Here is a 12,229-nt window from a genome sequence, read left to right as displayed (position 1 = left end):
ATGGTCAAACAATGTGATTGTGGGGCACCAAGCCAAAGAAATAAGCTTAAGAAAGCCAGCTGGTGTGATGATTACCGTGCAAAAGTTTTCTTTGGCTGAATATCAAACAAAGTATGCTCGCGCCCTGCTTAATTATCTAAGGCATAATCTCCCTATTTTAACGATAGGGGGATTGTTAATGTTAATTTAAATCAGTAACTTTATGGGAATAGGGAAAGGATATTAAAATAATAGAATAATGTACAGACTCTATTGTTTTGAATTCTGATATTCATGGAATTCACTTTTATGTTTATCACAGTGACCATAAGCATTTTCTACAGGTTCTTTTTTCTTTGTTTCTATCCATATCTGAGTTTCTTTCGTTTTGCTTGAGCCTATTGTGTTGCCAGCATTACGATTCTTCTCAAAAATCGAAGCAACCGAAGTTTTACCGCCGACAGCACCACCAATACCGGCAGATTCTACCGCCTCTTTGGCTATCAGCAAGTCATATGATTGTTCAAATGTTAAGAAAGATCCTAGCATTGAATGCTAGGATCTTTCTTGGTTAAGGGAGTTGAGCAAGTAAGGATTTTACTTGCTCTGTATCTTCTGGATGTAATTGAAGATATTTCTCACAGGCTAGTTTTATATACTCAAAGCAAGTAGATTCGGGAACTATGATTTCACCTTCCCATACCCCGAACATTACTCCTTCAAAATGATATTCAGGATCGGGATCATCTAAGTTTGGAAAAGTACAATAGGTTTCATTAACTCCACATCCGTCCTTTTTTAGAACAAGCGGTAAAGCCCATAAAAATTCACCTTGGGAATATATAGAATTAAAAAACTCCTTCATAACCCACTTCGAATCACTGCTATAATCTATTTTTTCAAAAAGACGTTTATTATTCATTGTGTCACCGGGAAAAAGTTAGTAACTGTACCTGTTTTTTGATCCAAATAAACTTGAAACTTCACGCCGCCTGCTGTTGATTCATATTCTCGTAGACCTTGAGAGACTGCATTTTTATAACCATTAGAAACAGCTTGTTGTCCAAGGTCTAACATCTTTTGGTCAGAAAAAACGTTTGGATCATATACTGTTTTCTTGAATATTTGATTTTTGTAGCCAATAACATTTCCGGCTCTATCTTTTGCTGGTATTTGATACTCAATTCGCGTAATGCCTTTAACATTGCTTGGTGTTTGGCTAACAATTTTAATTCCATTTTCAGATACTGCTTGATTAAACGCATCAGCGTTATGTGTGCCACTTATCCCTTTTTTAGAGATTCCATCAAATGTGGCTAGGTGATTTTTTTGGTTAATATTAAAATGAATCCCTTCTGGGTAAGTGGTCGTTCCCTTTCCAGCTGTACCCTTATTCGGCTGATAAGGCTGTTTATTCTTCCCAACAATCGAAGCAACCGAAGCTTTACTGCCTATAACACCATCAGTTACTCAAGAGAGCTCTCTTCTGGAGGAAAAGTTTGGATGGTTTTAACATGCGGGCAAACTGTTATTGGAGCAAAATACCGACTAAAAATTAGCACCTTGTTAATAAGTTGAACCCCAGCCTTTTAGCTGGGGTGGTTATTATTTCTTATTTTCAGGGTAATTATAGTGGTCTGGGATCTTATAATTTTCAGGAATTTTCGGCCAATTATATCGATCTGTCCAACCTATCATTTCTATATCTTCAAAGATTCCATCAAAAAAGTTGCGTAAATTCATTGCATATATCCTAGCCATTACTAATGCTGTCTGAACTGCAACCATATCATTTTGGTCAAGGGCTTTTTTTGATACTGCAAACATGGATATCAATTTTTTGAGCTCATCTTGCAATTCATCATCCAGATTTAACGAATAATCAAGGCTACCATCATTATCAAGCTCATTTTTTGAGATATTGCAAGCTACTGCTAGCTCGACTAAAATCGTTTTGATGTCATTTAACTTGTTTATTTCAGTCAATTTTAAGTTTCCTCCCTTGACCAGCTTTGGTCTTATCCACATTTACTGAACCATCTAAATTAAGGGCTGCTTTAAAATTATTTTTACTATCAAAAAGCTCAAGATGATTTTTATGCGCACCGTCCAGATACATTTGATCGCCTTTCTTGATTATATCACCCAGTTTACCCTGAGCTTGATAAATACTCTGCCCCTGATATCGCTTACTGGTTTTAAGTGTGCCGTTTTTGATCTGGCCCCCAAATCCTGGCTGTTTAAAAAACTCTCCCATATTACCAACAGCACCTTTATTCGGTTGATAAGGTTGTTTATTCTTCCCAACAATCGAAGCAACGGAAGCTTTACCGCCGATAGCGCCGCCAATACCGGCAGATTCTACCGCTTCTTTAGCTATTAGCGCACCTTTTTTCCAGGCGGGCAGTGAGTTATATAACAGACCTAAATCGTTCTGGTTTTCTGTCGTCACAAACTGGCTGATACGATGGGCATCCTCAGCCGATAAGTTAAACATCCATCTTAAGCCACTAATGGCATCTGCTGTTTTTATCCCACCTTCCATTTCAGCCTGATAGGTTAGTGTGCATAATCCACCGTTCCCGGCACAGGCAGACAACATTTCTGCCCGTTGCGCAGCGCTCAGTTTGTTGTATTTGTTCCAGATTGTTTCGGTAGGAACTCCTTGTTTATTGGATTCTTGAAGCTTTCTAAATAACCCCAACCGTAGTTAGGGTTATATGGAGACTATATTATAATGATATATAATATTTTTTTATATTAGCAATTATTTCTTTAACTTCATCTTTATAAATTTTTGTTTCATAAAAATCGGGTTTAGGAATATCTTCCCAGTAACCACAACCATTATTATCATATCTTAAGATACGTCGTTTTGCTCCAATGATTCTAACAATATCATCGTAAGATACAGCAAATACAGAACTACCAAAATCATCAATATTCTCTGTTGAAGCTTTATAAATATATGACGATTCAAAATCTTCTGGCACATCTAGGTTACTATCTACCAGATTAGGAGATATCATACCTAACATCGTGTTAAATGCTTCTTTGATTTCTTTATCAAATAGCTCTTTATTTTCAGGAAAAGAAACTAATGCATTTTTATCATCTAAAGAAAAAATATCCACATTTAATGTTGCGGTAGTTAGTTCATCAGGGAACATTTTCCCATTAATATAAAAATGGAATAACCCATTTTTAAATGAACTATCACTCCAATAGGGAATATATTCTACTAATATCGCAAAACGATATGGATCACCAAAAATCATAATTTCTATCTCCATTTACCAGGTAAACCAAAATTTTTCTTTACATCATTAGGAATTTCTTGTCTGTCTAATGGGTTTTTTTGATCTCCAGTACTACCAGACCAATGCCATGTACCATCATTACTGTAAGAAAAGCGATGAACATTTTTTTCAGGATCAACGGAATATCTTTGCTTTTCTTTAGAAGTAGAAGAAATAGAGTGACTAAATAAATCCACCGAGTCCTTAGGTTCAATTCCTGCATTGGGTCGATTACCTTGCTGACCAAGAGTGTGTTTAGGGTTTGATTTGTAAGTTAGCCCATTAGAAGCGACTATTGGCTCAGCTGACTAGTATAACCATATATAAATATATGGTTATACTGGACTTAATATATTATGTATTTTTTACTGTAATTCAATAAAACTGCTTGTTATTAAAATAGGCTCATCATATGATTCTAAGTCTTCATTTAACCACATTTCCCCATTCCTATCTAAATGAAATTTAACTAAAGACCCAAATTCGTCTAATGAAATAATAACATTAATTTTGTTAATGGGATTAAAAGAATTCCATGAAATAAGTAAAGAGTTACAGAATAATATTGAATACTCTAAATAATCTTTATTCACATAGTCATCAATATGAAGTGAATTTACAAAACACTCAAATCCAACACAATCCTGAAAGTGTTTTTGGGATGCTGAAGAGCTGTAAGTCATTAGTTTTTTAGAGAAAAAACAATGTTCCTTTTCAATAAATCCGCTGGAAATGATTGATTGTAGTTCATCTGTAAGAACCAAATGATTTCCTTTTAGCTCATTCATTTTCTGTTTCATTCTTAAGTTAGCTTTTAGCATTATTTTTCCCCTAAATATTGTTTCATACCCTTATCAATCGCATTCTTAAAATTACTATTCTTTAATAACTCATTGACTTTTTTAGGTGCATCAGGAAATGTATTTGAAATAGGGTCATAATAGTACTTATTTCCTTGATTATCTTGATAGTGTAATTGTCCTGCTCGTTGACCAGGATTTGGATTTTCCACATCAATACGTTCTTTACCTACTCCTTTCCAAATTGTTTTACTCGGCACTTGAACTCCATTTGCACCTATCATTTGACCATTTTTGTTTAGTGTATAGCCATGTGAAGATTGCTGACCTTTATTCTTCCCAACAATCGAAGCAACGGAAGCTTTACCGCCGATAGCACCACCAATACCGGCAGATTCTACCGCTTCTTTAGCTATTAGCGCACCTTTTTCCCAGGCGGGCAGTGAGTTATACAACAGCCCTAAATCGTTCTGATTTTCTGTCGTTACAAACTGGCTGATACGATGGGCATCCTCAGCCGATAAGTTAAATATCCATCTTAAGCCACTAATAGCATCGGCTGTTTTTATCCCACCTTCCATTTCGGCCTGATAGGTCAGTGTGCATAACCCACCGTTCCCGGCACAGGCAGACAACATTTCTGCCCGTTGCGCAGCGCTCAGTTTGTTGTATTTGTTCCAGATTGCTTCGGTAGGCGTTCCTTGCTTATGTGCCTCTTGAAGCTCTCTAGCCAGATTGTAGGCATTCATGGAGTTCAGGTGGTTAAAGAGAATAACAATTTCTCCGGCATTGGCCCCACTGTTAGCGCCTTTGGCGCTATTGGTCGCAATGGCGCCTGCGACGCTGCCGATGATTTTGCCGCCCGCCTGAATTTTCATTGGATCATTGAATGTTTTATCCAATGTTATTGCGGCCAGTTCTGCGGCTAATGCCCCGGCAGCCGCCCCTTTGGCATCACCGCCGCCAATTTCCGCCGCAAGGGCAGAAACCGCCGCATGGCTGATGGCTTTTCCGGGTAAACTTAACACCTGACCATTCTTGCCAATCAACCCGGCACCCTCGGCGTTAATCTGGCTGCCAATATTGGCCAGTAACGCGGTGGTGAAATTGTCTTTAAAACTACCGCCATTGATGGCTGTACCCAGGCTGGAACTGATAATGGATTGACCAGCTACCCGTTGAGCTACTTTGCTCCAGTCACCATTGCTCAGTTTAGGTAGTGTCGCTTTTGCCGGGTTAATCTGAGTGCCATTGGCGGCTTTATCCCATCCCATGACGTTATCAAAACCTGCCAGTGCGCCACCCATCGCCATTGAAGTGAGGGTTGATTTAACCGTATCGCTGCTTCCCATCACTTTTAAGGTTTTGGATAAGTCACCTTGATTATCCACCAAAGCTACCGCTGCTTGAGAAGCGAGTGCGGCCATGCCGGAAGCTGTCGCGCCGTAAGCGACTGAACTCATGGCGGCGGCAGTGCTGGCAGTAGCGCCCGCGGCCGTTGCGGCTGAACCCGCGGTACTGGCGGCTGACCCGGCAACGGAAACCGTTAATCCGGCTCCCGCTGTCGCTGCGGCGACTGCAATCGCAATGACCGCAGAGACCACCGGATTTAGATGCTGGCTTTTGTAATTCCAACTGTCATAAGCGTCTTTAACTAAGTTCCATTGAACGTCTTTACGTTCACTCAGTCCTTTCAGCCAGGCGGTTTCCGGTGTATTGCCGAAGACTGACACCACATTTTGTAGCGCTTGACCATTTTGGGCTTTGATATCCGCGCTAACTCCTTTGGCCGCCTCTACGGTGAATTTTCCGCCAATATGAATAGCAGGAAGCACCCATTTGTTTTCGGTATAACCTTTATCGGTCTGCTTGATATAAAAGCCTTTGGAATGGGTAATCGTCTGTTCAAAGGTGCTGTTTTTAACCGCTTTGAAATTGACTTTACCGTGAGTACTGGTCAGTTTGGCATTTTTATTGGTGGCGATTTTACTGGCTTCATAGGTGCTGTCATCCCGGCTTAACAGATTGATATCACCGCCAGCGGTAAATTCAGTGACTTTGTTCGTAACATCATGACGGGTGCGTGTGGTGGTTTTCTTTTTACCGTACCACCTGCGTTTGGTTTCTGTTTTTTCATAGCGGCTGGATTCTTCCATCGCCTGAGCGTAGAGATAACCGCCTTTCGCCGCGATATCCATTGCCCCTTTGGACGCTAGTTTGGTGGCCTGGAATAGAATGCTGCCGTTTGAAATAACCGTCAGTATGCCGCCGCTGGTCAATTCAGTGCCATTCTGAGTCACTGATTCGGTGGATTCACTGCCGTTTTCCCGATAAGTGTGATTTTGCACTGATTCGAAGCGCATATTGCCACCGGAGGAAAGTATGACATCACCACCCGAAGTCAATTTAGAACCCGCTGTGGTGATAGCGCCATTTGCCGCTATTGTCAGTTTTTTATCGCCCCGGATTTGAGCCGTAATGTGTCGATCATCTTTGTTGTTATCATCTGCTTTGTTAATTGCAGAATAAGCAAGGGAAGATAAGGTGATATTGTTTCCTGCGGATAATAATGTGTTACCGTTTGCCTGTATCTGAACGGCTTTCCCGTTAATATCTCCACCACTCATTATGCTGATATTATTTTTTGCGGTGATTCTGCTGCTGAGTTCTGCTGATTCTTTGGGTAAAAATAAATAACCGATATATCCTAGTTCAGGGGAACTTAGATCAATATGTTTGGCTGCGCTTAAATAAATATCTTTCCCGGCAAACATATCAGAGCCTTTGGCAGAAAGATGCCCCCCAGCATTAATCGTCAACGATTCGGTGGCATTCAAAATTCCTGCTATAGGTAAGTGCATATTTCTTACCTTTGATTTCGCAAAAATATAGGTATTTGCATGGTTCTCGATTGTAATATCATTATTTGCCGTTAGAGATATATTCTTACTTGGCTGTAAATAGACATTTTGTAAAAGAAGGTTTTTACCAGAGTTGATAGTTAAATTACCTGTGGCACTTAATTGATTAGATGCAGGATGTTCACCCGTGTTATGTTGATCCCAAATATAACCTAATTGGTCACCATTATGAAATTCAATGTCCCCATTACGACTGATGGCGGCCACATCCTTTCCTTTTATATTACTTCGCTGGAGATTGATATTATTGACAGCAGTCATAGATAAATTATTTTGTGACAAAAGTATTGAATTTTTGAGGATGATATCGCTCTCGGAAACAATATTTAAATCATTAGCCGCTTTGATTTTATCTTTGAGGGTTATTTTTCCAGCATGTAATAAGATATTTTTAGCTGACATTATTTCTGGTAGTTTTTCACTATCGACTGGATAATTGAATAAACTTAAACTAGTGGGGGTACTGTAAGGATAGTTAGTATCAATATTAATACTGTCACTAAAGTCGGCGATAAGATTACCTTTTGCTATTATACTTGCTCGTTCAGCAACAAGTTTGTCTTTTCTAATATCATATTTCACTTCACCGTTTGGTAAGATATGATAATTTTTATCATCCCATTGATGATATGTTTCAATGTTTCCAAAAATACCATTAGAAGAAAGTTGATAGATACCCGTTGGGATATTAAATGAGTCGGTTATGTATACATAAGTGTCCTTAGGGAAATATTCAAAGAGATTAAGAAGTCCTGATGTGTCCTCAGATATTCTACCTGTATTTGAAAAAATTTTTCCCGTCAAAAATATATCTTTTCTGGCTTCAATTTTGCTCAATGGTTGATTTGACAATATGTCACTATTAACATAAATATTTCCTCCAGACATGAGGGCACTAGGTTGCATACTTTTTAAATTATATCCAGACTCATGTTGTGCTTTGAGGATATTGAAATTTTTATCTGTCGGGTTTGGTGCTGTTTCTCTTCTTTCAAAATAATAGATACTACGGACATTATTCAACTCCTTTGTCCTAATAACCAAATCTCCCTTCACGGTTTTTATTGTCGCAGATCTATTCTCAACTAACTTACCTTTATTCCCCTGAGCATCTTTCTGTATCCACATATTATCGTTGGCTTGTAGCAAGGCTTTGTTGCCTGTATTTTTCACCGTGTCGCCAAATATCCGCATATCGCGACCTGCGGTTATATTGCCTTTATTATCCAGCGTGGTATTTTCCAGAGTAATATCCCGTCCCGCTTGCACTTTAATGTTGGGCGCAATATGGGTTTCTTTGCCAACAATATTCAGGTCGGTTTTAGCCTGAGTATTGCCTAATTCAATTTTGCCATTGGCATTTAAAGTAATATCACGCTGGTTACTGGTTAACTCTTTTAAATTCACGCCAACGCCCTCTTCAGTGGCAACCAGTCGGATTTTATTGGCATACATGCCGCCTAACGCTTTGGTGTCAATGGCTAATTGTGGTTTAGCACCTTCGCCAGCGATGGGTTTAACTGTGCCGTCTTTTAAACTGATTCGGTTAGCGCCTTGTGTCAGAGACAGGTTATTGGCCTGAATTTTTCCATTCAATTCAGTCGCCCGGCTGATAATATCGACATAATCTGTCGCCTTGCCATCTAACCCTTTGCTGCCAATGATGATTTGGCCTTTTGTTACTTTCAGGGCTTCAAGTGCACCTTGTTTATCAAATTGGGGTTTACCCGTGGTCAGCGTTGCGCTCGAGGTATTAATAAAACCACAGCCATCACAAGTAATGCCGTTGGGGTTAGCAATCATTACATTGGCTTTATTGCCGAAAATTTCCAATTGGCCTTGCAGATTAGATCGTCCGCTGCCGGTCACTTCATTAATAATCAGTTCCGCCGCTTTTCCATGCAGATTAGGGTTAGCGTTAAATTGTCCTGCCAGTTGTGATTTAGCCGCTTGAGTGGCGTTATTCAGTACGGCGCCTTGAGTGGCGACATTGAATTCTTTATAGGTGTTGTGGGATATCCCCGCGTTGTTCGGCGTGGCAATATTGACAACCGGGACATTGCCCTGATTTTGTACCTGAGTATGGTTATTATCCGGTGTAATCCCCGCGGCAATCGCCGGGTGAAGCGGCTGGATTGCCGTCAGGTAAATTAAAAGATAACTCGTGCCTCTCGCCACAGAGTTGTTGCGTTTACTCATCGTACTATCCCTTTTGTTGAATTTAAGTGTGACAAAGTCAGTGATACTGACCAATAAGTGACCCAGTGATCCGGTTTTAGGTGATCAGGGTGAATGAGTGGCTTCCCAATGGTGATGGTCTGGCTGAATCTTGGGTGAGTCAGTGATAAGCCCAGAGCCGCGCCAGTGACATTGCCGCCCTCGATTTGTCCCGTTTTCCCTCGTAACCAGCCAGTATCCAGTGCCCCGGTTAAAGCGAGTTCGCCTAGGATAGGAAGCTCTGACACCCGCCAATTCAGCTCGTTGCGCCAATATCCGCCGCGGTTGCCGGTGAGATATTGCTCTTTGAATCCCCGAACGGAATATTGACCCCCTAGAGACAGGCGCTCGCTGGCGTAAAGATTGTCTGGCGTGGTCTGGCCGTAAATCGATGACAGGTAATAAACAGAGTCTGTGACCGGCATAAAATAGCTGGCACTCAGACTGAATTTGCGAAATTGACTACGTGGCGCATCTGGGAAACGCGGATCATCTTTGGTGGCGCCAAGCACCTGTAAACCGTGGCTCACCATCGGGTTAAAAGTGATATAGCTACCCGCCAACACGGTATTGTAATTAACGCCAAAACTGATGGTGCTCAGTGTCGGGCTGCTGATGGATAATGTTTCTTCTGCCAGTAAATTGGTGGTCTGGCGGCGTGTCAGCCCCATATCCAATGCCAGCTTCTGTTCACCATCACGATATAACGTCCGGTTTACTGTCAGCCGGTGAGTCTGGCTGTCGCCTGTGTAGCGATAGGTTTGTGAACCCGTCGGGATATTCTGAAAAGAATCATTCCACGCATATTGATAACTGAATAACCAGTAACCATAAGGAACCGTCACATTGGCGGAAAGGCTACGGCTTTGATGGCTATTGCGGAAATCACTGTTACGGCTGGCAGACAATGCCCACTGGTCAGCAAGGTGTAATGGATTATCCAGGTTTACGCTGGTATTAATTTGCCCGACGCCGGTACCTTTTTGACCACTGTTATCCGCACCCAAACTGGCACTAATGGGTAAGCGAATCGATGTTCGTTTTAGGATAACTGTGGAATAACCCGGTTGTTTGCCCGGCTGAATATCAATGGTCACTTGTTGAGATGGCAGGCGGTTTAAACGTTCCATGCCTTGTTCAATATCTCGCAGGTTAAGTGTTTTACCTACCATTCTCGGAAAAGCCATTTTCAACGAGAGAGGGGTTTCACCGTCCAGACTGATTGATTCAACTTTGCCTTCATGGACTGTAATAATGAGAACACCGGAGGATAAATCCTGTGCTATAAGTTTGGCTCGGGAAGTGACATAACCCCGTTCAATATAGGCATTAGTGGTTTTTCGTACCAATGCATTAATGTCCTGCAAAGATAAGCAGTGGGATAAATAAGGGCGCGTTAAGTGCTCTTTGATTGACCGAGGCAGGTTTTTTGCACCGTCAAATTCAATTCGGTGAATGGTGTGGCAGATAGATTCCTCTGTACTCGGTGTTACATCGGGTGATGGAGGTAAGGTGATGTTGTTGCGCAGCGTTTCCCGTTGTTGTTGGGCTTGTTGCAGTAATGCTTTTTGTTGTTGCGTGATCGTTTCTTGATCCGCAGGGCTGACCGGTGTTGAAGCATGGACCAGTTCGGAAATTGCCAGCAGGATAAACCCTGTCAGGCTTCGGTGATAAAGAAAACGGTTTCCCATAAATAATCTTGATAGTTAAATAATAACATTATTAAACTATTCTAATGTGGAATTATTTTCTTGTCTTACATGGATAGTATGAAGTGTGATCAAGATCAGTTATTTAATCCTGCTAATGGGGAATCTGATATATTAAATGCCAAAAAGTGGCGGTAGGACTGGATATATTATCTCCTTACTTCAACTCGAGTTCTTTTAACTTCCGTGTAATGGTATTGCGTCCCCAACCTAGCAACCGTGCAGCCTCTACGCAGGCATTATCCGATAGCCAAAGTGATTGGTTGAGGCGGTGAATCAAACTTTGCTGAAATCGGAAAAGAGGGTGAAGAAGCGGAAGCCTGCCGCGGTATTGGGCTTTTTCCGGGTAATTCCAGTCATTATGCTGATTTTCTGGACTTACTTCCTGTTGCCAGTGATGCTTGGTATGGAAATTCCAGAAATTACCACCGTAGTTTGCGCTGCTAAAAGATACCTCTCTGGCTTATATCGCTGGAGTGGCGGAACTATCATTTCTGGCGACTCAGGTTAATAACCACAGCATGGTTTACCCGACAGAAGTCTTTTTATTTATCGCGTTAATTTATTTCGTGATGTGTTTGGCACTGGAATTGACAGCAAACTATCTTGTTCGTCGCTTCACGCTACAGTGTAGGAAAATATCTCTTTTTCGTTTCTGGCGGAAAGAAAAATGAGTTTTGGCTCCACAATATTAGCTTTTCTCTTTACTTAATTATCTATACCCAATAAACTTCAAGATGCAGTTTTTAGCACCTGAAAATGGTCGTTAATTCTGGACGTCAGCGAGTCCGCTATATCAGGTAGCGTTGTGGTGAAAAATTTGAAGACTTTGTCTCGAAATTCATGTTTATCAGCGAAATAACGGTTATTTCGAACATGTTCATTCATGACCTTCCATAATCGCTCTATCGGGTTTAAATTTGGGCTGTATGGAGGAAGGTAATGTCACTCAATATTGTTAACATAAGCCCACTCCTTCACAAGATGAGCTTTGTTGTAACCCGCCCCATCCACAATAAGATGAATTTTTTGATGATAGTCAGGATAAGACTTTCTTATTTCATTGAAAAAACAGCAAATGTTGTAGTCATTGAGGGTTTGATATTCCTGGAACACCGTACGACCAACGGCATTCAGGTTGAGTGCGCCCAATAGATTCAGGCGAGTTCGGCTTCCCGTTGTTTTGACTGTTTTTTTCTCGCCTTTTCGCATCCAGCCATAACCGAGTTTAGTACCTTGAGCCGGGTGAACCGCGTCAAGAAAGAGGATGGGGTCGTCTTTCGCTGTAACTTTAAGATTTTCAT

At 41.0% G+C, this 12,229-nt stretch carries 11 protein-coding genes and 3 pseudogenes; 2 read left to right on the top strand and 12 right to left on the bottom strand.

Going from position 1 to position 12,229, the window contains the following annotated elements; translation table 11 throughout:
- Positions 1-190, top strand: a 190-nt coding sequence (locus AACQ83_RS22260) for a hypothetical protein (RefSeq protein WP_205068672.1), incomplete at its 5' end; no start/stop codon positions are given.
- A gap of 59 nt (positions 191-249) precedes the next feature.
- On the opposite strand, the gene AACQ83_RS22255 is transcribed toward AACQ83_RS22260, so the two are convergent.
- From AACQ83_RS22255 to AACQ83_RS24800, 11 genes and pseudogenes are all read right to left on the bottom strand, one after another.
- The gene (locus tag AACQ83_RS22255; RefSeq protein ID WP_112879654.1) at positions 250-528 is read right to left on the bottom strand and encodes a hypothetical protein; all 279 of its coding nucleotides are present in this window, start codon (positions 526-528) and stop codon (positions 250-252) included.
- Between the two features lie 22 nt (positions 529-550).
- Positions 551-901: a ribonuclease toxin immunity protein CdiI gene (gene cdiI / locus AACQ83_RS22250; protein WP_146747932.1), complete on the bottom strand. Its 351-nt coding sequence runs from the start codon at positions 899-901 to the stop codon at positions 551-553.
- Entirely contained in the window at positions 898-1,317 is a 420-nt protein-coding gene (locus AACQ83_RS22245; protein ID WP_255566995.1) for a CdiA family toxin C-terminal domain-containing protein, read from the bottom strand. The genes cdiI and AACQ83_RS22245 overlap by 4 nt, the downstream gene beginning before the upstream one ends.
- 267 nt (positions 1,318-1,584) lie before the next feature.
- Positions 1,585-1,965 (bottom strand): DUF6853 family protein, encoded by a 381-nt coding sequence (locus tag AACQ83_RS22240; RefSeq protein WP_112879652.1) that lies wholly within the window; start codon positions 1,963-1,965, stop codon positions 1,585-1,587.
- A complete protein-coding gene (locus AACQ83_RS22235; RefSeq protein ID WP_192881069.1) occupies positions 1,958-2,581 on the bottom strand; it encodes a hypothetical protein in 624 nt (207 codons plus the stop codon). Before AACQ83_RS22235 ends, AACQ83_RS22240 begins: the two co-directional genes overlap by 8 nt.
- Positions 2,582-2,711: 130 nt before the next feature.
- Positions 2,712-3,257 carry an immunity 42 family protein gene (locus AACQ83_RS22230; protein WP_088374710.1) on the bottom strand — a complete coding sequence of 182 codons (546 nt, stop codon included), beginning with the start codon at positions 3,255-3,257 and terminating at the stop codon, positions 2,712-2,714.
- 5 nt (positions 3,258-3,262) lie between these two features.
- Positions 3,263-3,475 (bottom strand): hypothetical protein, encoded by a 213-nt coding sequence (locus AACQ83_RS22225; RefSeq protein ID WP_132346430.1) that lies wholly within the window; start codon positions 3,473-3,475, stop codon positions 3,263-3,265.
- Positions 3,476-3,643: 168 nt separating this feature from the next.
- Entirely contained in the window at positions 3,644-4,099 is a 456-nt protein-coding gene (locus tag AACQ83_RS22220) for a hypothetical protein (protein WP_088374709.1), read from the bottom strand.
- Positions 4,099-9,198 (bottom strand): DUF637 domain-containing protein, encoded by a 5,100-nt coding sequence (locus tag AACQ83_RS22215; protein WP_112879651.1) that lies wholly within the window; start codon positions 9,196-9,198, stop codon positions 4,099-4,101. The genes AACQ83_RS22220 and AACQ83_RS22215 overlap by 1 nt, the downstream gene beginning before the upstream one ends.
- Positions 9,195-10,907 carry a ShlB/FhaC/HecB family hemolysin secretion/activation protein gene (locus AACQ83_RS22210; protein ID WP_112879650.1) on the bottom strand — a complete coding sequence of 571 codons (1,713 nt, stop codon included), beginning with the start codon at positions 10,905-10,907 and terminating at the stop codon, positions 9,195-9,197. Before AACQ83_RS22210 ends, AACQ83_RS22215 begins: the two co-directional genes overlap by 4 nt.
- 175 nt (positions 10,908-11,082) lie before the next feature.
- Positions 11,083-11,157: pseudogene (locus AACQ83_RS24800) on the bottom strand (helix-turn-helix domain-containing protein); the annotation flags it as partial.
- Between the two features lie 90 nt (positions 11,158-11,247).
- On the opposite strand from AACQ83_RS24800, the pseudogene AACQ83_RS22200 reads away from it, so the two are divergent.
- Positions 11,248-11,599, top strand: a pseudogene (locus AACQ83_RS22200) (hypothetical protein); the annotation flags it as partial.
- Positions 11,600-11,657: 58 nt separating this feature from the next.
- Here AACQ83_RS22200 and AACQ83_RS22195 read toward each other — a convergent pair.
- Positions 11,658-12,229: pseudogene (locus AACQ83_RS22195) on the bottom strand (IS630 family transposase); the annotation flags it as partial.

Origin of the sequence: Photorhabdus sp. S10-54 (assembly GCF_963878145.1) — a bacterium.
In the GTDB taxonomy this organism is placed as follows: Bacteria; Pseudomonadota; Gammaproteobacteria; order Enterobacterales; family Enterobacteriaceae; genus Photorhabdus; species Photorhabdus kayaii.
Note: the sequence above shows the minus strand (reverse complement) of the source record. Positions and strands in the feature narration are given on the sequence as shown.